Consider the following 20,311-nt stretch of genomic DNA (forward strand, 5'->3'; position numbering starts at 1 on the left):
CACGAATTTAGTATAAATTTCATTTTAATATATAGTAATGACTAATGATTCTATGAAAGAAAAGAATGAAAAGATGAACAATAAAAAATAAAGGAAAAGTATTTTATGGTAATGATTGTTGCGAAGTAAGAGCATGTAGCCATATTAACATCCCTAAGTCAGAACTCACAGAATTTGTTAGACTTCTTCAAACTCTTGGTCAAGCTATTCTAGTTCAATATGGATCTGGTTGCCTAGGCGGAGGAACTACGGGGACTACTGGTGCTCAAGGGGCTCAACAAGGACCTGCGGGCGATACAACTGCGACACTATCTGTCTTCCGAATTTACTAACCACAATTTCCGAAAATATTTTGGGAGGACTAAGCACATTTATAAGTAATAGATGTGATTTTGATTGACTATTAAATCTCTCTTTTAATAAAAAGGAGCACTTGTTTGGGAGGATAAGTGCTCCTTCTTTACGTTTCTTTACCTCAAATTTACTCTATCTTAATCCTCATTTTGTATGATAAATAATGAAGTCAAAGATATGAAAGAGGGATGAAAAATGAGAGTTATGTCACCGATACGCATTTGGATTGCTCTTATGATATGCATTATTTTATGTGTAGGATTTTTTTTAACTCTAAAATATTCCACTATTTCAAAAGCAGAGAGAAAAACAGTTCCATACACACTTTTGTATACGAAACAAAACAACATCCTTTATTCCAATTCCACAAATAATGAAAAAAAAGTTATAAAAGGAATGCTTATTACGGAAGCTCCTAGTTACGAAACTCTACTTCAAATTGCTGAAACGATTAAAAATCAATATATAAATAAAGGAATTGATGAAATCACGCTGTCTATCCATAATGAAAATAATGGTAGTTATGAAGAAGAATTACTATACGAACCGATTAGTAAAGGAACAATAATCATCACATACGATTCCCAATCCTTTGGCAGTACGAACATTACTCTTAATGAATAGTAGCATTTACCTCACAAATTATGAGCAAACTTTATTTTTCACATGAGAAAGAGGCGAATAACGAAATTCGCCTCTTTTTTTACCATAATGATGGAATCCACTCTTTCACTTTATTAAACCACTCTTGCTGTTCTTTTTTCCTTTGTTGTTCTTCTTCTTGCCTTTTCTTTTCTTCTTCTTTTCTTCGCTTTTCTTCTTCAATTGTTTGCAATTGTTTTTTATAGTCCGTTTCAGATATTAACGACAATTGGAACGCTTTTTGGGCTGGGTTTGCATTTGCTTTTTTCATGATATCCCGGAACATCGTCGTTGTAATTTGACTACCACCTGGAACATAATGCTCGCTATCTGTTTTGTCATATCCTACCCAAATCGCACCTACTAAATCTGGTGTGTATCCTACAAACCACGAGTCCTTTGCCCCTACGCTCGGACCATTTACAAGTTGAGTAGTCCCTGTCTTTCCTGCTGTATCAACATTAGTAACTTTCGCTTTTCCACCTGTTCCCTTTTCTACAACACCTTTTAATAAATACGTCATCTTTTGAGCAATTTTCTCACTCGTCACTCGTGTCTCTTTCTTATACCATTTCCCTATTATTTCTCCTTCAGCATTTTGAACTTCTCTAATTGCATGAGCCTCTACTTGAACCCCATCATTAGCAAATGTACTATATGCTTGGGCCATTACAAATGGTGATGTCCCTACATGCATCCCACCTAAAGCAATTGGATACGTACGGTCTTCTGGTACTAATGGAATACCAAATCGCTCTAAAGATTTCAATCCTTTATCTAATCCTATTTGTTCTAATAGCCACACAGCGGAAACATTATACGACTTTGCTACCGCTTCATACATTGTCACATTACCATGAAAAGCCTGATCACTATTTTTCGGTTCATATTCTTTAATATGAAATGGTTCATCCTTTAATATATCGTATACTTCATACCCTTGTTCTAAAGCGGGTACATATACAGCTAGAGGCTTTAACGTTGAACCTGGTTGTCTTTTTAATTGCGTAGCATGATTAAATTGTAAAAACTGATATGGTCCTCTACCACCAACTAAAGCTGGAACACCGCCTGTTTTGGGATTTATAAGGACTACACCCGTTTGCATAAGTTGATCTGAGCCACTATCTTTGAAATAACTATCATTATTCACAACGTCTTCTACAGCTTGTTGTTTTTTCGGGTCAAGCTCTGTATAAATACGATAACCACCCGCTAAAATTTCATTTTGTGTTAATTCGTACTTTTCCATCGCTTCTCTAACAATATAGTCTACATATTGAGAGTATTTTCCCTTGTATTTATCATCAACGCCACGTTTTAACACAAGTCCGCTCTCTTTTTCTTTATTATACTGTTCGTCAGAAATATACCCTTGCTCTTTCATTAAACTTAATACGACATTACGTCTTTCAATTGACTTGTTAAAGTTTTTATAAGGTGAATACGCAGATGGTGCTTTAATCAAGCCCGCAATCGTTGCAGCTTCTGAAATTGTTAAATCTTTTACATCTTTATCAAAATAAGATTTAGCTGCCCTTTTTATACCCCAAGCACCTTCACCAAAATAAATTTGGTTCATATACATTTCAATGATTTCATCTTTCGTATACGTGCGCTCTATTTTTTTCGTTAAAAAATATTCCTTTATTTTTCGGGAGTATGTGCGGTCTTGTGTCAGAAATACATTTTTCGCAAGTTGTTGTGTTATTGTACTTCCCCCTGCTACAACTTCTCCTGCTGTAATATTTTTAAAAACCGCACTTATAATTCCACTATAATAAATACCATGATGGTTAAAAAATTCCTTATCTTCTACTGCAACAATTGCCTGAACCATAATATCAGGAATATCTTTTCTTTTAACGCCTTCTGTTTTCGAAGAAGCTAATTTAGTTGCGACCTCATTATTTGCATCATAAATTAAAGTCGGTTGTGGAACAGCTTGTTTTAATTCAGATATGTCTTGAATGGAAATTATTATATTTACAGCAATAAATAGAGTAACGAATACACTTCCCAATACAATTAATGAATTACGAAGTTTCTTCCTCTTATTGAACCACTCAAGCATTTTTTTAAAATGAGTGTTCTTCAATTTCATTCGTTCACTTCCTTCATTTATTTACACTCTTCTTTTTAAAAGGAAGAATATACCGCCTTTTAAATTTATTATAATAACGTAGTCATTCCTATAGTGTAAAGCTTTTCTTTTGCATTCATACTTTTTGCAAGAAAAGGACATTCTACAAGTAAGATATTCACTATTGGATATTAATATTATTAATAGAACAACGAGAGTTATGTTAAGTTTTTGTAAACTTTTCGATAAAATGTTTTAAAAAACGACAGTTTTTTGTTAGAATTGATTAGCCAATATATTTTACATATATTACTTTTGTGGGGGTAACAATAATGGTCTTTAAATCAAAAAAAGATAAATTTTCTGAAATGCTAATGAATGTTTCCGAAAATTTAAAAGAAGGCGCGCAGTTTTTCGTGGAGTATAAAATTAAAAATGCTAGCGATTTAAAAGAGTTTTCTATGCGCATGAAAGAGTATGAGTCAAAAGGTGACTCATTTATTCACGAAATCATTATGGAGTTAAACAAAGCGTTTATCACTCCGATTGAGCGTGAGGACATCCTACAACTTGCAATGAGTATGGATGATGTATTAGACGGATTAGATCACAGTGCTGGTCTGTTCGAAATGTATTCTATTACAGAAGCTGATGAATACATGATTAAATTCGTAGAAGCAATTAATCAATGTGCGATTGAGATTGCAAACTCTGTTGAATTAATGTCTAACAAAAAATTAGTCGACATTCGTACAAATGCGATTAAAATTAAGGATTATGAATCACAGTGTGATGATATTCGCCGTCATGCGATTAAGAACTTATTCTCTCGTGAAAAAGATCCGATTAAGATTATTCAATTTAAAGAGATTTACGAAGAGCTTGAAGAAGTAGCTGATAGCTGTCAAAGCGTTGCAAACGTATTAGAAACAATTATTATGAAGAACGCGTAAGGAGTTTGATCATGGATACACTCTTGATACTGACCGTTTTAGTAGTCATTTGCGCTTTAGCTTTTGACTTTATCAATGGATTTCACGATACAGCAAACGCTATTGCAACGGCTGTTTCAACGAAAGCTCTAAAGCCTAGACATGCCATTATTATGGCGGCTATTATGAACTTTTTAGGCGCAATGACATTTACAGGTGTAGCAAAAACGATTACAAAAGATATCGTTGATCCATTCGCCTTACAAAATGGTTCTCTTGTAATTTTAGCTGCTTTGCTTGCGGCAATAGCTTGGAACTTAATTACTTGGTACTACGGTATTCCAAGTAGTTCTTCGCATGCAATTATCGGCTCAATCGCAGGTGCAGCAATTGCGGCCGCTGGGATTAGCTCGCTAAATCTTAAAGGATTTATTAAAATTATTGAAGCTTTAATCATTTCACCGATTATCGCTTTCGTTATTGGTTATACCGTATACAGTATTTTTAAAGTAGTATTTAAAAACTTTAACTTAACAAAAACGAATAAGAACTTCCGTATATTCCAGATTTTCACTGCAGCATTACAAGCCTACACACACGGTACGAATGATGCACAAAAAGCAATGGGAATCATTACGATGGCTCTTATGGCTAATAACTATCATACTTCTAGCGATATCCCGTTCTGGGTACAATTATCTTGTGCTATCGCAATGGGGCTTGGTACTTCTGTCGGCGGATGGAAAATTATTAAAACTGTCGGTGGACAAATTATGAAAATTCGTCCTGTAAATGGTGTAGCTGCCGATTTATCATCATCACTTGTTATTTTCGGTGCAACATTCATTCACTTACCGGTTAGTACGACGCACGTTATCTCTTCTTCTATTTTAGGGGTTGGTGCTTCTCACCGTGTGAAAGGGGTAAAATGGGGAACTGCAAAACGCATGTTAATTACATGGGTTATTACACTTCCTATTTCAGCTTCTTTAGCTGCTCTGTTTTACTACCTATTACATTTTGTTTTCTAATCAAAAGTCGTCTTCCTTATTTTTCTAGGAAGACGACTTTTTTGTGAACAAGCCTATTTCTCATTAAAAAGCGTGTATAATAATTGGTGGATAAGTTATTTAGAGGAGTTGGCAATTTTGGAATACATCATGTTACTTTTCATCGGACTAATCGCCGGAACAGTCGGCAGCCTAGTTGGGCTTGGAGGCGGAATTATTATTGTTCCGTTATTAATTGGATTACACAGTTTATCACCACAACTTGCAGTAGGGACTTCTATGGTAACAGTCGTTTTCACAGGACTATCTTCCACCCTTACTTACATGAAGCATAAGCGAGTAGATTATAAAAGTGGACTTATTTTATTTATCGGAAGCGGCCCTGGTGGTATTATCGGATCATGGGCAAATAAATTTTTAAACCAAGACACATTTTCTTTATACTTTGGGATTTTCCTTATATTCGTCTCAATTCTACTTATGCTTCGAGACAAATTAAAACCTCTTTCCCTCTCAAATACGTCTGTAATTAAGCGTTCTTTTACAGATAATGATGGAAATACTGTACACTACCAATTCCCACCGTTTCTTGCTATCTTTATCGCCTTTATAGTTGGGTTTATATCTGGATTATTTGGAATTGGTGGCGGTGCCTTACTTGTTCCAGCAATGATGCTTCTTTTTGCATTCCCAGCACATATTGCAGTAGCAACTTCAATGTTCATCGTATTTCTATCAGCAATTGTAAGTTCTGCAACTCACATCTCACTTGGAAATGTCAGCTGGATTTATGCATTAATCCTGATTCCGGGTGCATGGATTGGCGGAAAAATCGGGGCTTACATTAATACAAAACTAAGTGGTAACGCCGTAATTAATTTATTACGTATTACGTTGATTATTCTTGGAACTAGATTAATCATTATTTCCCTTTTATAACGTATTCTTTTTAGAATGCGTTTTTCTTATACACATGAATATAAAAATCCTCCGAGGAGAACAAATAAAATTAAACAAACACATAATAACATATAATTTGAAATATGTACTTTCTTCAAGTTGACCACTCCTATAACTGCGACTGTTATCTTTATGATAGCGAAAAAATAGTTCACTTGCAGTTACAGAGTGCTAACAATGCAAAATCAATTATTACAAATTTTATCCTTATATTTCATTTCTTTGTATATTCTATCGATTTAATAAAAAAAGATGTCATATTGACATCTTTTTTAATGAAGAAGTGACCACCCCATGAAGTCTTCATGTACTTGGCACGCCCTCTTATCGTTTCGATCATATAATTCAGCATAGCTATCTGTTTCTTCATCATAAGCCATCGTATAAATAATTTGGCCGTCTACTTCAACGGATAAAACGACTCCACCTTTCATCTCTTCTACATGAATGATAGCATTCGCCGGAATTCTCATATCCGTCATTCTCATCGCATCTAACAATATACTAAACCCCCTACAGCGTATTCATTGCTAGTACTATTACACACTAAATAGTATACTACTGTAATAGCATACATTTCGTCAATGAAATTGCTGTTGAAATAGCATATTGTCTATATACATATACGCTAAAATAGAAGAAATAGAAACATATTAATGGGGGGCTAACATTGATTCTACACAAAGGAGATGTACTATTCCGTCAAGGCGAGGACGGTCCTTTATACTTTATAAAAACAGGCTTATTAAAAGTAGTTCGGCTAGAAGAAGACGGAACACCATTTTTATTCAACATTATCGTTCCAGGTGAAACGATACCTCATCATTCTTTAATTTCACCGAAAGAATATCACGGTACAGCTATCGCTTTAATAAAAACAGAAGTGGAACCGATCACTAGTAGTGAATGGTACGAGAGACTTCAAGCAAATCCCGAATCGTATGCTAACATCGCTATGGAATTGCAATCTAAATTAAGAATGATGCAACAACGAATTGATCAATTGACAACCGTCTCTCCGAAAGAACGTCTTCATCGTTTACAAGAATGGTTCACCCTATATTTAGGTGACATTCCTATATATGAAATATTAACACAAACCGAAATTGGTCAACTGATAGGTATACGTCGTGAAACAGTAAACCGTTTATTACGAGAACAAATAAAAAACGAGGTAAAATAAATACCTCGTTTTTTTGCTTATTGTAAGCTTGTTGCTGGGCCGAAAAATTCATAATGAATATGCTCTTGTTTCACACTTAAATCAGTTAGTGCAGCATTTATATGCTTCATAAATGCTACTGGACCACAGAAATAAAACTCTGCTTCAGTTGTCGGAATAATAGTTTTTAACCATTCACTTTCAATGAAACCTTCTTTATCAAAGTTCTTCATTTCTAAATCTTTTTCAGTCGGTGCAGAATAACAAGTATATGCTTTAACTTGTTCATATTCATTTTCTACTGTCTTAACGTGTTCTTTCATTGCATGTGTATTACTATTTATTGCTGCATGAACAAAATATACATTACGTTTTGAATCTTGTTCAATTAACGTATTTAACATACTCATCATCGGTGTAATCCCTACTCCACCACTAATTAGTACAACTGGTAATGTTGAATCCATATTTAACACGAAATCTCCCGCTGGTGCACTTACTGGTAAAACATCTCCTTCTTTTACATGTTCATGTAAGTAATTAGACACTTTACCGTCTGGTGTATCTACACCTTTTTCTTTTTTTACACTAATACGATAATATTCTTTCCCAGGAGCATCGGATAAACTATATTGACGATTATGTGTATATGTCTCACCTTCAATATTGATTTGAATCGTTATATATTGACCTGGGATGAATGAAGAAACTTTCCCTCCATCTTCAGGTTTCAAATAAAATGACGTAATAACATCGCTTTCCTTCACTTTTTTAACAATCACAAAGTTGCGGAAGTCTTTCCATCCACCTTCTTTATGTGCAGCTTCTTCATACATCTCTGCTTCAATGCTAATGAATGCATCAGCAATGACACCATATGCTTCTCCCCATGCATTTAAAACTTCATCAGGTGCACCTGCGACCTCTTTAATGGCACGTAGTAAACATGTACCTACAATCGGATAATGCTCTGCTTTAATACCTAAACTTCTATGCTTATGACCAATTTGTTTTACAACTGGAATAATAGCTTCTAAATTATCAATGTACGTTGCAGCTGCATAAACAGCATTCGCTAACGCTTGTTGTTGTCTTCCCTTTTTCTGATTTGTATGGTTGAAAATATTCAATAACTCCGGATGTTCCGAAAATAAAATTTCATAAAATCTCGTTGTAATTTCAACGCCTTTTTCTTGTAATAATGGTACTGTTGACTTTACGATTTCAATTGTTTTTGCACTTAACATTGTATCCCACTCCTCTATTTCCTTAACTGTTTTTAGTTTAACTGAATCTTATAATGCAGATTGTGATTTTAATCACTATTAACACGGTGTTTTTGTGAATAATATATGAACATTGCATTTACAAAAGAAAATAAGCTAACTAGAATTCTAGCTAGCTTATTATTTTATTTGTATAGCTTGTTCGATTACTTTTATATCTTTCCCATCGCCAAACTCCGTATACCCCCAGATATTCGTTTCACCTCTATATTTATTTACGATAATATCCAAGTCATGATATACACGGTGAGCATACACTACATACTCAATATTTTGAAGTTCCACACCTTTTTTTACAATTTCATAGCTTCTATTTACATCGCGTTTTATTTTTTCATTCTTTATTTCCGTATGTATATTTTTTAAAGATTGTTCTTGTTGTTGAAACCATTGCTTAAATTGATTCCAATCCCCATCTGTATAATTCTCTGCTTTACCATAATTTAAGAAATTATTATAGCTTTCATGTGTCATTCGAATAAAATCTAGCACTTTTGTCTCTTCTTGCACATCTTCTATTTGAGCTATTGTATTTACCTCAGCAGGCTTATTTGCATAATGTAACAGCACTTTCATAAGACTATAACTCGCAATGATCATCACGATAATAATACCTAATACATTTAACAATTTCTTCATACACAGAACTCCTTCTCTACTAAAAATATTACAACGTATGACTATACTTGTAACATTCTCTCGTAGAAATATAATTCCTGTATTAATTCTTCCTATCATTTCGACAATATTTTTCTATACATTTCTCGTTGGCAAATGTTCTTGTAAAACAATATATCCTTCATAAGCTGTGTAACCGAGTATAACCATTAATCCGATATAACAAGCAAATACTGTCCATTTCGTTTTCGCATCCACTTTATAATAGTTTTCTTGTTGTTCCTTTTCTGTTTTCCATTCATTTAATTTTCTTTCTGACGCTTCAAATGCTTCCCTTATGTAAATTGTATACTCATCTTTTTCATCTTCATATGGAACATAATCTAACGGTTCGAACTTCGGTAAAAGATACTCTAACACTTCCATTTTTTGAAGTTCACCTATTTGTAACTCTTTTTCCCGTTCTCTTTGTCTTAATGCATTCATCTCATGATGCATCACGTATATAGTCCGATGTACAGCACCCGTTTCTTTTAATTCCTCTTCAAGCCTAGTAACATATTCTTTCATCCCATCAATTTTATGCCCTAATTCCTTAATCGGCTCATCTCTCTTTATTACTCTATATAACTCCATACAACCGATAATAACAATAAATCCTCCCAAAATACTTTTAAAGTAAATTGAATAGCCAAGTAATAAAATAAGGCCTGCTCCCCAAATTTTAGTACTGACAACTGAAATAATTCGCCCACCATCTAGCGGTGAAACGGGAATTAAATTAAAGAAATTAATCATACTTCCAAGCAAAATAACAAGCGCCCAAAATGGCTCTTTCGTCATTATATAAAGCGGTATCGCCGGTAAAAATGACAGAAGTCCGAAAAGCGGACCCATATAGGCAATGTAAGCTTCCTCTTTCGCATTTTTCGGCATCTCTTTCATTCCAATAAGAGCCCCCATAAATGGAATAAAGATTGCTGGCGATGTTGGGATCCCCTTTCTTTTCGCAGCCCATAAATGGCCCATTTCATGAACAAACAACAAATAAATGAGCGCTACTCCAAATTTCCAACCATATAGAACTGCGTATGCGCCAAGCGATAGAAACATACTAAATACCGTTGAAAACTTTGCTAATTTAAAAATTGCAAATACCCACTTTAACTTAGACAGTAAAAATAGACCTATCGCAACAATAATTCCCCATAATCCTTTTTTATTATTTTTCATATTCCTCTCCTTTATCTCTCATTAATGAATCATATCATTCATCAAAGCTTGTTCTTTTCTCTATTATGACATATTTTTTTCTATTGTTAGAAATAATGTTTATATAATCCATTTTCAGCCAAAAATATAAATAAAAGGAGGTGTACACAAATGAATTTACAATCTCTTATAATAGGTGCTCTATCGTTTTTAGCTTCAACTCTTATTTTTTATACCGTTAGTTACGTATTATTATTAGATTTGTTGCCCAATCACGTATTTATTGCCCTTGTCATCCTTTCCGCTCTTATGATTTCTTTTCTTATTACACGAAAATCAATGAATGAGCCATCTACAAAAGCAAAGTAATAGAGAGGGGTGCTTTCCCCTCTCTATTATCATTTCCTAGGAAAGGTCATATAGATTTGACGAGTTTACATTCATTCCAATCCGTAAGGGCTAATTAAAGTCTCACTTTATCTTTGAAAATTCATTTTTTCACCATAATCTTTAACAATCTGAATTATATTTTGAAACACACCTATTTTTTCTTTTTCACTGTTTAATATTTTCAAATCATAATTTTCGTAATATGTTTCTAATGATTTTAATTGTGATTCTGAAGCGCTTTTTATCGGAACAGTAGCATGCAATTCATATTGCTTATACCCTTCCTTTACTTTTTCACCTAAAATTATTTCACTCTCTTTTGCTCCAATTAATTTTTGAACTTTTTCTGGAAAATTGAGTTGCAAATAATATTCTTGCTCCTTCACTAACTTATTGTATAGTGATTGTGAAATCGTATACCGTACCGTATAATTCACGTTTTGATCGCCTGTTTTAATATGAAATGCGGTAATCTGCAAATCTTTTTTTGTTACTTCTGTTAAAGGACTTACCTGCATCTCATCTTCTTTTTGTTCTGAGACATTTGGAAATATATCCAAAAGCTTTTCCGTATCTTTTTCATTCAACATATACATAGCTTTCTTATATTGCACCCATCCTCGTCTATCTTCTCCCCTTAACCATGCATAATAAGTTTCTTTTTTCCCATCTCTACTAATTTGTATTTCATATTCAGGTTCACCGAAGCTTCCTGTTATTTCTTGTTTCTCAGCTTTATTCAAAATGTCTATTACTAACTTCGCTTCTGATTCCTGCAACTTTTTCTCTTTATGTTTTTTTTGTATAACGGTTACCCCTATTGTTTCTTTCACTTCATTCACCGTCTCTTCTACTTTTTTTGTTTCTTTTTTCGGCTCAACTTGACCACAAGCTGCTAGTAACATAACAAACAACAACACCAATACATATTTCCCTTTCAAATTAATCCTCCTCTTACGATAAGAAATCCTTATAATCTTCATACATAAAACAAAAACGTGACATCCTATTAAATACGCTATACTAATCATTGAAAGGAGGTCTTTATCATGTCCATTAATTTTCATGATGAAAATAATAAGTACACATATGCAATAAGAAACGCTCATATTTCTTGGGCTGAAATGGTAAAAAACATTACAGAAATACAAAACAAGCAAATAATTGATATCGGCTGTGGTGGTGGGATTTATACGAAAGAACTCGCTCTTATGGGAGCCAAAAATGTTGTGGGACTTGATTTTTCAAAAGAAATATTACAAGCTGCAAAAGAAAATTGTAACAACTTTTCAAACATTTCATTCATCCACGGTGATGCACATAATATCCCATACCCTAATGAAACATTCGACATAGTTATTTCGCGTGCAGTTATTCATCATTTACAAGACATTCCTACATTTTTACGTGAAGCTTCTCGTATATTAAATAAAAACGGTGTACTTATTTTACAAGATCGAACAATTGAAGATTGTACAATTCCAGGAAGTCCCGAACACATTCGCGGATATTTTTTCTCTCTATTTCCAAAACTTATTGAAATAGAGTCAAAAAGACGTCCAAAAACCAACACTATACAGACAGAATTACAAAAACATTCTCTTCATGTACTTCCCGCACAAACACAATGGGAAATACGAAAAATACATGATTCTGTAGAAGCATTATTGCAAGATTTATCTCCTCGAACAGGTCGATCCATTCTATATGAGTTAACAGATGATGAACTTTCTCAACTTCTACAACATATACAGACCGCATTACAAAACGTCTCTCCTATTATTGAAAGAGATCGATGGACAATTTGGAGCGCCATGAAGTTGTAAGGAAGGAAGCCTCACAAAATAATGTGAGGCTTCCTTTCTTTCATAATCTAATTTTGCAACACTCTTGATATCCTCCACTTCTGGCCTGTGCACTTCCACACTTCGGACATACTAAATATCTAGACTGATTTGTCAACAAACTACCTTTTTGAAAGAGTAAAACTTCTGCTTGTTTAAACGAACGCGAATAATATAACCACATAAAACCAATTATAGCAATAATGCCAAATAATACTCCCATCGCAAGCATTTCAGTCACCTCTTTTGGTTTGTTCTTTCCAGCAAGTGGATTGTTGTATTATTCTCTGTAAATTCAAATAATCCCTTCTTTACTCCTATAAATATCAACTTTCTCTATAAATTTTACAATTCTCCGCAAATTTTTACTCCTATTTTACAATTCATTATTCCTTTTGCAACAACGAATATCACTTTCGATATTTCCGTATATAAATATATCTTTCAAAAAACATATTGACTTTCTAAAAAAAACATGCAACAATACTGTCAGAATACTTGAATAAAAATTCATTGACGAGAACGAGTACGTTATAGAACTGTTCCCCAGAGAGTTGGCGATTTGCTGAAAGCCAACGTTCAGTGCGTAACCGAAAATCATCTCCGAGAAGTAGAACCGAATGTTACAGTAAGTTCTTACCGGCCGTCCCCCGTTACAAGGAACACGTATCATGTTGTACGTTGCAAAGCCGTATACATATAGATTTATTTCTACATGTGTAAATTAGGGTGGTATCGCGGGTAAATATAACTCGTCCCTTTCTTTAGGGACGAGTTTTTTGTGTTCTTACAAATGAATGAAAAAGGAGGAAAAACAATGAACACTGTATCAAAAAAACATATTTTTTTCACGGGTCTTATGCTATTTTCTTTATTTTTTGGGGCAGGTAATTTAATTTTCCCTCCCATGCTTGGCCAAAACGCAGGTGAAAACTTTTGGCCAGCAATGATTGGATTTTTACTAACAGGAGTTGGCTTACCACTACTAACTGTTATCGCAATTTCTCTATCAGGAAATGGAATGCAGCAACTTGCAAGTCATGTTCATCCATTATTCGGAATTTTCTTTACAGTAATTGTATACATTGCTATCGGTCCATCTATGGGCATCCCACGTGTTGCAAATGTCGCTTATGAAATGGGTGTTAGTTCTTTCTTACCAGAAACAATCCGCTCTAGCAGCCTAGTGCTATTTGTATATACAATCATCTTCTTTACTATCGTATTTTGGCTGAGTTTGAATCCATCTAAACTTGTTGATCGTATTGGAAATGTATTAACACCTATTTTATTACTCTCTATTTTCTTATTATTTGTTAAAAGTGTATTTACACCACTTGGGCAATCAGGACCAGCAATGCCAGAGTATCAAACTTCTCCAATCTTCAAAGGCTTTATGGAAGGCTACTTAACAATGGACACTATTTCAGCACTTGCATTCGGAATTATCGTTGTAAATGCAATTCGCTCTAAAGGTGTGAATGATCGTAAGTCCATTGCCATCGCCACAGCAAAAGCAGGGCTTATTGCCGCTACAGGGCTCGTACTTGTATACGGTGCACTCGGCTGGCTTGGGGCAACTAGCGTCTCGCTCGGATATGCAAAAAATGGCGGACAGCTACTTACTGTTATCGTACAACAATTATTCGGTCCATACGGTTTGCTCCTATTATCTCTTATCGTTACACTCGCTTGTTTAACGACATGCGTTGGACTCGTATCTGCGTGCAGCCAATATTTTTCAACATTATTGACTACATTTTCATACAAAACGTTCGCGAGTATCATTTGCGCATTAGGATTACTAGTTGCCAACTTAGGTTTAACGAAAATTATCGCAATCTCTGTTCCAATTCTACTTGTTGTGTATCCAATTGCGATTGTACTCGTACTACTATCATTACTTCATAAATACTTCGGTGGATATCGCTCTGTTTATGTAGGTGCTTTAATTGGAGCAGCTGTAGTGAGCGTATTTGATGGATTAAAACAAGGTGGTATTTCAGTTTCATTTATCACACCATATTTTGAATTTATTCCTTTATATAATGAAGGAATCGGCTGGCTAATACCAGCATTAGTAGGAGCTCTTATTGGTCTTGCAATGGCTAAGTTAAGCGGTACGAAAAAAGTTCCATTAGTAACCGAATCTCACGAAGTAAAAGCCTCCTAAAAAAACTCCCAAAAGGGAGTTTTTTTACATTTGATACGCAGTATGATTAAAACTGCTTATTTTATAAGCCTTCGTATAATATTCAATATTCGTATCAACTGTTTCTACCTTGACAACATCATAGTGCTCTTCTTGCTTTACTAAAAATAAATAGTATTCCTCTGTAGCCTCAATAATCGCAATTTTATCTGTTTCAACATTATATTGTTCACAAAGCGCTTGTAATGCGTTCACATAATCCCCTAATTTTTTAGACTTATCCATTCCGAATATAGTTTGAACTAACATATACATTCTCCCCTTTATATGTACTGTTAACACCTCAATGATAACGCTTACATTATTTGTCGTCAATAAAAACATTCAATTGTTTTAACGCCAAATCTATATTGCATCGAGCCAATAATCAGCGAGGAATTCCCCGCCAATTAAAGTTTTACTTTATCCCGCATTAACTGCCCGTAAAAGTCCGATTGGTGAGGGCTGATAATCAGTGGGAGAGGAACAACCTCCCCACTGATTAAAGTTTCACTTTATCACTTCGTTAATTGATGCCTAAATGCATAAATAACCGCCTGAGTACGGTCACTTACATTCAATTTATTTAATATATTACTCACATGTGTCTTTACCGTTTTCAGTGCAATAAATAACTCGTCCGCAATCTCTTGATTACTTTTTCCCTCTGCAATTAATAACAAAATCTCAAACTCTCTTTCCGTTAAATCATCATGCAAAGGTTGCTCTTTCTTTTGACGCATACGGGACATCATTTTCCCGGTAACTTTCGGCTCTAATACTGTTTCTCCATCATAAGTAGCTCGTACAGCATCAGCAATATCACTTGCTCTTGATGTTTTTAATAAGTAACTGGTCGCCCCAGCCTCAATAACAGGATACAATTTTTCGTCATCTAAAAAGCTTGTTACAACTACAATTTTTGCTTCTGGCCATTCTTGAATAATAGCACGTGTTGCTTCGACACCATCCATCTCATCCATAACAAGGTCCATTAAAATAATATCCGGCCTTAATTGCAATGCTAATTCTGATCCTTTTCTTCCATTCTCAGCTTCCCCTACTACTTCAATATCTGGCTGTGTTGATAAATATGCCGATACACCCATACGAACCATTTCATGATCATCGACAAGCAATACTTTTATCATACTTCTCCCCCTCTCTCAATCATAATCGGTACTTTTACTTCTATTTGTGTACCTTTGGCCGGGAAACTAAGTACCTTAAGTGTCCCACCAATTTCATGAACACGCTCTTGCATCGATCTTAGGCCATATGAACCAGCCTTATTAACCCCTACTTCAAACCCAACGCCGTCATCAATGATTTTTAAAATCGCATATTGATCAATTTTTCGAAGGCGCACTTCTGTTTTCTTTGCCTTCGCGTGTCGCAACGTGTTTGATAGCGCTTCTTGCACAATACGGAATAAATGATCTTCTACACCTTTTTTTAATTCTATTGGCTCAATAAGCCATTCAATTTTCATATGTTGTTTTCGCGATAATTCCGTTAATAATTCCTCTATACCTTCTGTCAGTTTCTTACCTTCCAATTGTACAGGACGTAAATGAAGGAGCAATGCTCTCATTTCTGATTGAGCATTTACAACCATATTTTCAACAAGTTGCAATTGTTTTTTTGTCACATCTGGAAATTCAGTTATTTGTTCATTAATCGCTGACATCATCATCGACATTGCGAAAAGCTGCTGACTTACTGAATCATGCAACTCCCTTGCTAAACGATGCCTTTCTTGAGAAATCGCTTCTTGTCTCATCTCTTCATTCCAATGAGCTCGTTCATTCGTTACTTTTTGAAAGAGTCCAGCTTGCTCCTCTAATCGACGAGCCAGAACGATTACTTTTCGTTCCACTTCATGAAATTCATCATCTGCAGTAAACGAAACATCGCTCGGAAAATTCCCTCGCTCTACTTCAAATAGAAAAGTATTTAATCCTTGTATACGCTGCTCTATATAATAACCGATTGCATATCCTACAATTCCCCCGATAAGTAAACTTGTAGTCATAATAAACAAGCCAATTGGAACAGAAGCGATGGATTCCTTCCATAATAAATCATACACTTGTTGCTCGCTTTTCCATACATATACAATTGTACAAATGAGTGCGATACTAACAGAGGACAACATAGAATAACGAATATACATCCACGAAATATTTTTTTGTTTCTTCATTATACTTTCCTCACTTCCGTGTCGCCTACGACAAGCGAAGAAATAATTTTAATACGTCGAGGAGCCTCTTTATACTGCTCTGTTCTAAATGTAACATTGCGGTTAAACCCTGTCTCTTCATGACCTGGCAAGAGCACACGTCCGACAATAACAGAATGATTTAAAGAAAGTTCAATATCATACGGCACATATAAACGAATATTACCAACGACACCCCGAATAACAATTACCGTTTCCCCTTCTGGAATCATAGCAGTTGTTAAATCTATTTCCACATCACAAGCACCATATTGAACATTAATATCCTCAAGTTCATAAATATGATCCATCATTCGTACATTGCCTACAAACATATTTTTCAAATATGTTTCTGTACGATATATTTGCTTCTCTTCGTCTATAATCCCTTTTTCTTTAATTTCAACCTTCATTGCTTTTTGCTGATGTCCTTGTTGAATCAATTGATAACCAATTAAAGCTAAACAAGCAAATACGACAAGAACAAATGCTGCTGATGAAAATAAGAAGAATAAAAATACGATACCACCAACAAATAAAAATACATTTCCCCGTACATAACGATTCTTTTTACGATAATGCCTTCCAAACATAAGCATAATAAATGCAAAAATGAGACCACCTGGTTCAAAATGTCCAAGTATCATATCAAGAAAAAGACCGAACCCAAATATGATGAGGAGCATCCCCATTAATTGTGTCTTTGAAAAATGTCTCTTCATTTCAGCTCCCCCCTTCTTGTCACATATACATAGAAGAAAAGGCATTGCTTTCCAACACCTTTTCTCCTATCACTATATCATAAGCCTGTTTTATAATATACTACTATTATTTTGTTAACTCTTTCGTTAACGATACATCATTCTTTTCTTTCATTTCACGCTCAAGTTTTGCAATTTTCATATCAAATGTATCACGCTCATGCTCTTCATTCATACGAGTTTCTAAGTCACGAATGTGATCTTCAATTTCTTCAAATCGTAAGAACGGATTATTTTCATCCATTTTATGCATCGCAGTATTCATACGACGATTTGCATGTGCCATATTTTCACGTGCCATTAGTTCCATACGCTTTGCGTGCATTTCTTTTAATTTATTTTTCATTTCAGAAAGACGACGCTCTAACTCATCAATTTGCTCTACAACACCTGCATACATTTCTTCTAATCGAGTTACTTGACCTTCATAATAAGCTACCTCTTCTAACGCACGTTCGTGCAATTGCAATTCGCCTGCTTCTTGAGCAATGATAGCTTGCTTTGATCTTTTATTAACGAAATAACGTGCTTGCTCAAGCTCACGAGCAAAGTTAGATTTTAATGTTTTATGACGCTCAATTAACTTCTCAATTTTTGTTATTTCACGCTCACTATCACGTAAATATTGGTTTAACATCGCAATTGGATTTTTTCTTTCCTTCTCATCTAACACGTTATGAAAATCAGCTAAAATTGCATCGCGTACACGTCCGAATAAAGATTGTTTCATTATAAATCTTCCTCTCTTCTACTTTAATTATAATTTGATTTATTGTTTTAGTTTTTCATTAATTTGTTCCACTCATCTTCAAAGTTGCTATATGGTTTAGAACTTTCTGGAGCAGATTCAACAACTACATCTTTTTCTTTTTTCCACTCACGGTATCCGTAGTATAAAACCACTAAAGCAGCGATACCGATTAATGCTGGCGAATGAGAAAGTGCAATGGATAAACCGATTAAACCAACAATCCCCCAAGCTAACTTTCCAAAAAATGATTTAGCTCGCACAAATGATTTATAGCTCCAATATACAACTCCTGCTCCGATTGCAAATCCTACAATACCAGCAAGACTACCAAGAGCAATTAAAGCCAAAATACCGGCTGCGATAAACGCTAGAAATTGTTTCATCTTGTGCTTGCCTCCCTTCGATTTGATACTCTTATCTTAACTATTTTTTCATCTTTCCATAACGAGCTTAAGAACCGTTTTTAACTCAGACTTAAGACCGAGTCATATTCAGCCCTTTACGCAAAAAAACGTGCAGAGTCTATCCTCTGCACGTTTTTTAATTACTAACATTCATATTAAATTAAGCTGTTTTATGATACTCTTTTTTCTCAGCTACTTTCGAAAACCTTGGAAACCCAATTAAAATAGAAGCAATCCCACATACTCCAACTAAGATTGGATAAAATGCATATGGCAACAATTCAACCGGAGATAACGCTGCAAATCCTGCTGCCGTTAACATTTGGGCACCGTACGGAATTAATCCTTGCACACAACATGAGAAAAGATCTAATACACTCGCTGATTTACGAGGGTCTATTTCATATTGATCTGCAATATTTTTTGCAAGCGGGCCTGTAAAGATAATTGAAATCGTATTATTCGCTGTACACATATTCGTCATACTCACTAAACCAGCAATACCAAATTCCGCTCCTTTTTTCGAACGAATATTACGTGTTAATACATTCATTAAATATTGAATACCACCATTATATTGGATTAATTCAACCATACCGCCAATTAATATAGCAAGTAATACTAACTCCATCATACCGCCCATTCCAGTCGTTACACTTTTAAAGAAACTTTCTAACGTGTAACTTCCATCTATAAGGCCGATAACACCAGATAGTACAGTTCCACCAGTTAATACAATAAGTACATTCCAGCCAAGTAGCGCTGTAATAAGTACTCCTGCGTACGGTAAAATCTTTATCCAATCAAAGCTATGTGCTTTAATCTGCGTGTCACTTCCTGAAGTAACTATTACTAATAGTACAATTGTAATAATAGCCGCTGGTAACACAATTAAAAAGTTCGTTTTAAACTTATCTTTCATTTCTGTTCCTTGTGAACGAACAGCTGCGATTGTTGTATCTGAAATAAATGATAAATTATCACCAAACATCGCTCCGCCAACAACAGTAGCCATTGCAAGCGCAATTGAGATATCGGTTTGACCACTAATACCTACAGCAATCGGCGCTAATGCTGCAATTGTTCCCATTGAAGTTCCCATCGCTAATGAAATAAATGCACCAATAACAAAGATTCCAGCTACGATAAATCCTGGCGGTAAAATAGTTAACGCTAAATTAACAGTTGAGTCTACTCCGCCCATTCCTTTAGCAGTTTCAGAAAATGCACCTGCAAGCACAAAAATTAATACCATAATCATGATATCCGGATTTCCTGCACCTTTAGCGAACCGCTCTACTTTCACATTAAAACTTTCTTTACGATTCATCACTAAAGCGACTCCTACAGCAATTGAAATCGCTACAAGTATCGGCAATTTATAGAAATCACCTGTAATAATCCCAGAACCAATAAATAGCGCCAAAAATATCCCAAGTGGTAATAAAGCTAAACCATTTCCTCTCGTTTCTTTCAAAGTACCATCTCTC

At 34.8% G+C, this 20,311-nt stretch carries 22 protein-coding genes, 1 pseudogene and 1 other annotated feature; of the genes and pseudogenes, 9 read left to right on the forward strand and 14 right to left on the reverse strand.

Features of this window, described 5'->3' with window-relative positions; genetic code table 11:
• Positions 1-52: 52 nt before the first annotated feature.
• Both HMAS_RS16915 and HMAS_RS16920 read left to right on the forward strand, forming a co-directional pair.
• Positions 53-332, forward strand: a pseudogene (locus tag HMAS_RS16915) (hypothetical protein).
• Between the two features lie 217 nt (positions 333-549).
• Positions 550-978, forward strand: a complete 429-nt coding sequence (locus HMAS_RS16920) for a hypothetical protein (RefSeq protein WP_025709316.1) — start codon at positions 550-552, stop codon at positions 976-978.
• Positions 979-1,057: 79 nt separating this feature from the next.
• Here HMAS_RS16920 and HMAS_RS16925 read toward each other — a convergent pair whose 3' ends face one another.
• A complete protein-coding gene (locus HMAS_RS16925; protein ID WP_025709318.1) occupies positions 1,058-3,100 on the reverse strand; it encodes a transglycosylase domain-containing protein in 2,043 nt (680 codons plus the stop codon).
• Positions 3,101-3,411: 311 nt separating this feature from the next.
• Here HMAS_RS16925 and HMAS_RS16930 point away from each other — a divergent pair, with 311 nt between their 5' ends.
• The 3 genes from HMAS_RS16930 (at position 3,412) to HMAS_RS16940 (ending at position 5,960) form a co-directional block, all read left to right on the forward strand.
• Entirely contained in the window at positions 3,412-4,032 is a 621-nt protein-coding gene (locus HMAS_RS16930; RefSeq protein WP_000231449.1) for a DUF47 domain-containing protein, read from the forward strand.
• 11 nt (positions 4,033-4,043) lie between these two features.
• The gene (locus tag HMAS_RS16935; protein ID WP_000380273.1) at positions 4,044-5,042 is read left to right on the forward strand and encodes an inorganic phosphate transporter; all 999 of its coding nucleotides are present in this window, start codon (positions 4,044-4,046) and stop codon (positions 5,040-5,042) included.
• A gap of 117 nt (positions 5,043-5,159) precedes the next feature.
• Entirely contained in the window at positions 5,160-5,960 is an 801-nt protein-coding gene (locus HMAS_RS16940) for a sulfite exporter TauE/SafE family protein (RefSeq protein WP_000455762.1), read from the forward strand.
• A gap of 293 nt (positions 5,961-6,253) precedes the next feature.
• Here the strand turns inward: HMAS_RS16940 and HMAS_RS16945 are convergent, their stop codons facing one another.
• Positions 6,254-6,481 (reverse strand): hypothetical protein, encoded by a 228-nt coding sequence (locus HMAS_RS16945; RefSeq protein ID WP_000883009.1) that lies wholly within the window; start codon positions 6,479-6,481, stop codon positions 6,254-6,256.
• Between the two features lie 170 nt (positions 6,482-6,651).
• On the opposite strand from HMAS_RS16945, the gene HMAS_RS16950 reads away from it, so the two are divergent.
• Positions 6,652-7,164 (forward strand): Crp/Fnr family transcriptional regulator, encoded by a 513-nt coding sequence (locus tag HMAS_RS16950; RefSeq protein ID WP_116344931.1) that lies wholly within the window; start codon positions 6,652-6,654, stop codon positions 7,162-7,164.
• 17 nt (positions 7,165-7,181) lie between these two features.
• Here HMAS_RS16950 and hmpA read toward each other — a convergent pair whose 3' ends face one another.
• The 3 genes from hmpA to HMAS_RS16965 form a co-directional block, all read right to left on the reverse strand.
• Positions 7,182-8,390: an NO-inducible flavohemoprotein gene (hmpA, locus tag HMAS_RS16955; RefSeq protein WP_116344932.1), complete on the reverse strand. Its 1,209-nt coding sequence runs from the start codon at positions 8,388-8,390 to the stop codon at positions 7,182-7,184.
• Positions 8,391-8,549: 159 nt separating this feature from the next.
• Complete coding sequence (locus HMAS_RS16960; RefSeq protein WP_065223958.1) at positions 8,550-9,068, reverse strand: hypothetical protein; 519 nt, start codon at positions 9,066-9,068, stop codon at positions 8,550-8,552.
• A gap of 114 nt (positions 9,069-9,182) precedes the next feature.
• The gene (locus tag HMAS_RS16965) at positions 9,183-10,280 is read right to left on the reverse strand and encodes a site-2 protease family protein (RefSeq protein ID WP_000794498.1); all 1,098 of its coding nucleotides are present in this window, start codon (positions 10,278-10,280) and stop codon (positions 9,183-9,185) included.
• A gap of 150 nt (positions 10,281-10,430) precedes the next feature.
• On the opposite strand from HMAS_RS16965, the gene HMAS_RS16970 reads away from it, so the two are divergent.
• Positions 10,431-10,628, forward strand: coding sequence for a hypothetical protein (locus HMAS_RS16970; RefSeq protein WP_001053357.1), 198 nt, complete (start codon positions 10,431-10,433; stop codon positions 10,626-10,628).
• Positions 10,629-10,735: 107 nt separating this feature from the next.
• Here HMAS_RS16970 and HMAS_RS16975 read toward each other — a convergent pair whose 3' ends face one another.
• The gene (locus HMAS_RS16975) at positions 10,736-11,590 is read right to left on the reverse strand and encodes a hypothetical protein (RefSeq protein WP_000677062.1); all 855 of its coding nucleotides are present in this window, start codon (positions 11,588-11,590) and stop codon (positions 10,736-10,738) included.
• 108 nt (positions 11,591-11,698) lie between these two features.
• Between HMAS_RS16975 and HMAS_RS16980 the strand changes: the two genes are divergently transcribed.
• Positions 11,699-12,475 (forward strand): class I SAM-dependent methyltransferase, encoded by a 777-nt coding sequence (locus HMAS_RS16980; protein ID WP_000026272.1) that lies wholly within the window; start codon positions 11,699-11,701, stop codon positions 12,473-12,475.
• A 40-nt stretch (positions 12,476-12,515) separates the two neighbouring features.
• Here the strand turns inward: HMAS_RS16980 and HMAS_RS16985 are convergent, their stop codons facing one another.
• Entirely contained in the window at positions 12,516-12,725 is a 210-nt protein-coding gene (locus HMAS_RS16985; RefSeq protein ID WP_000880630.1) for a hypothetical protein, read from the reverse strand.
• Between the two features lie 272 nt (positions 12,726-12,997).
• Positions 12,998-13,256, forward strand: a binding site (T-box leader).
• 54 nt (positions 13,257-13,310) lie between these two features.
• On the opposite strand from HMAS_RS16985, the gene brnQ3 reads away from it, so the two are divergent.
• Positions 13,311-14,666, forward strand: a complete 1,356-nt coding sequence (brnQ3, locus tag HMAS_RS16990; RefSeq protein ID WP_116344933.1) for a branched-chain amino acid transport system II carrier protein BrnQ3 — start codon at positions 13,311-13,313, stop codon at positions 14,664-14,666.
• A 24-nt stretch (positions 14,667-14,690) separates the two neighbouring features.
• Here the strand turns inward: brnQ3 and HMAS_RS16995 are convergent, their stop codons facing one another.
• The 7 genes from HMAS_RS16995 to HMAS_RS17025 form a co-directional block, all read right to left on the reverse strand.
• The gene (locus HMAS_RS16995) at positions 14,691-15,029 is read right to left on the reverse strand and encodes a DUF3922 domain-containing protein (protein ID WP_002023642.1); all 339 of its coding nucleotides are present in this window, start codon (positions 15,027-15,029) and stop codon (positions 14,691-14,693) included.
• A gap of 173 nt (positions 15,030-15,202) precedes the next feature.
• Positions 15,203-15,835, reverse strand: coding sequence for a response regulator (locus HMAS_RS17000; RefSeq protein WP_000598707.1), 633 nt, complete (start codon positions 15,833-15,835; stop codon positions 15,203-15,205).
• Positions 15,832-16,887, reverse strand: a complete 1,056-nt coding sequence (locus HMAS_RS17005) for a sensor histidine kinase (RefSeq protein ID WP_000744326.1) — start codon at positions 16,885-16,887, stop codon at positions 15,832-15,834. Before HMAS_RS17005 ends, HMAS_RS17000 begins: the two co-directional genes overlap by 4 nt.
• On the reverse strand, positions 16,887-17,627 hold the full coding sequence (gene liaF / locus HMAS_RS17010) for a cell wall-active antibiotics response protein LiaF (protein ID WP_000820355.1): 741 nt from the start codon (positions 17,625-17,627) through the stop codon (positions 16,887-16,889). The genes HMAS_RS17005 and liaF overlap by 1 nt, the downstream gene beginning before the upstream one ends.
• A 106-nt stretch (positions 17,628-17,733) precedes the next feature.
• Entirely contained in the window at positions 17,734-18,396 is a 663-nt protein-coding gene (locus tag HMAS_RS17015) for a PspA/IM30 family protein (RefSeq protein ID WP_000814127.1), read from the reverse strand.
• A gap of 47 nt (positions 18,397-18,443) precedes the next feature.
• Entirely contained in the window at positions 18,444-18,800 is a 357-nt protein-coding gene (locus HMAS_RS17020; RefSeq protein ID WP_000808640.1) for a hypothetical protein, read from the reverse strand.
• A gap of 181 nt (positions 18,801-18,981) precedes the next feature.
• Entirely contained in the window at positions 18,982-20,298 is a 1,317-nt protein-coding gene (locus tag HMAS_RS17025; protein ID WP_000665494.1) for a Na+/H+ antiporter NhaC family protein, read from the reverse strand.
• Between the last annotated feature and the right edge of the window lie 13 nt (positions 20,299-20,311).

The sequence above is a fragment of the Bacillus sp. HMA207 genome, from assembly GCF_003402455.1.
GTDB classification, from domain to species: Bacteria; Bacillota; Bacilli; order Bacillales; family Bacillaceae_G; genus Bacillus_A; species Bacillus_A cereus.

Excerpts from the sequence above, each read along its gene's own strand:
- HMAS_RS16920 (WP_025709316.1), top strand. The coding sequence starts at position 550 with ATGAGAGTTATGTCACCGATACGCATTTGGATTGCTCTTATGATATGC.
- HMAS_RS16925 (WP_025709318.1), bottom strand. The coding sequence starts at position 3,100 with ATGAAATTGAAGAACACTCATTTTAAAAAAATGCTTGAGTGGTTCAAT.
- HMAS_RS16930 (WP_000231449.1), top strand. The coding sequence starts at position 3,412 with ATGGTCTTTAAATCAAAAAAAGATAAATTTTCTGAAATGCTAATGAAT.
- HMAS_RS16935 (WP_000380273.1), top strand. The coding sequence starts at position 4,044 with ATGGATACACTCTTGATACTGACCGTTTTAGTAGTCATTTGCGCTTTA.
- hmpA (WP_116344932.1), bottom strand. The coding sequence starts at position 8,390 with ATGTTAAGTGCAAAAACAATTGAAATCGTAAAGTCAACAGTACCATTA.
- HMAS_RS16960 (WP_065223958.1), bottom strand. The coding sequence starts at position 9,068 with ATGAAGAAATTGTTAAATGTATTAGGTATTATTATCGTGATGATCATT.
- HMAS_RS16965 (WP_000794498.1), bottom strand. The coding sequence starts at position 10,280 with ATGAAAAATAATAAAAAAGGATTATGGGGAATTATTGTTGCGATAGGT.
- HMAS_RS16970 (WP_001053357.1), top strand. The coding sequence starts at position 10,431 with ATGAATTTACAATCTCTTATAATAGGTGCTCTATCGTTTTTAGCTTCA.
- HMAS_RS16980 (WP_000026272.1), top strand. The coding sequence starts at position 11,699 with ATGTCCATTAATTTTCATGATGAAAATAATAAGTACACATATGCAATA.
- HMAS_RS16985 (WP_000880630.1), bottom strand. The coding sequence starts at position 12,725 with ATGCTTGCGATGGGAGTATTATTTGGCATTATTGCTATAATTGGTTTT.
- brnQ3 (WP_116344933.1), top strand. The coding sequence starts at position 13,311 with ATGAACACTGTATCAAAAAAACATATTTTTTTCACGGGTCTTATGCTA.
- HMAS_RS16995 (WP_002023642.1), bottom strand. The coding sequence starts at position 15,029 with ATGTTTTTATTGACGACAAATAATGTAAGCGTTATCATTGAGGTGTTA.
- HMAS_RS17000 (WP_000598707.1), bottom strand. The coding sequence starts at position 15,835 with ATGATAAAAGTATTGCTTGTCGATGATCATGAAATGGTTCGTATGGGT.
- HMAS_RS17005 (WP_000744326.1), bottom strand. The coding sequence starts at position 16,887 with ATGAAGAAACAAAAAAATATTTCGTGGATGTATATTCGTTATTCTATG.
- liaF (WP_000820355.1), bottom strand. The coding sequence starts at position 17,627 with ATGAAGAGACATTTTTCAAAGACACAATTAATGGGGATGCTCCTCATC.
- HMAS_RS17015 (WP_000814127.1), bottom strand. The coding sequence starts at position 18,396 with ATGAAACAATCTTTATTCGGACGTGTACGCGATGCAATTTTAGCTGAT.
- HMAS_RS17020 (WP_000808640.1), bottom strand. The coding sequence starts at position 18,800 with ATGAAACAATTTCTAGCGTTTATCGCAGCCGGTATTTTGGCTTTAATT.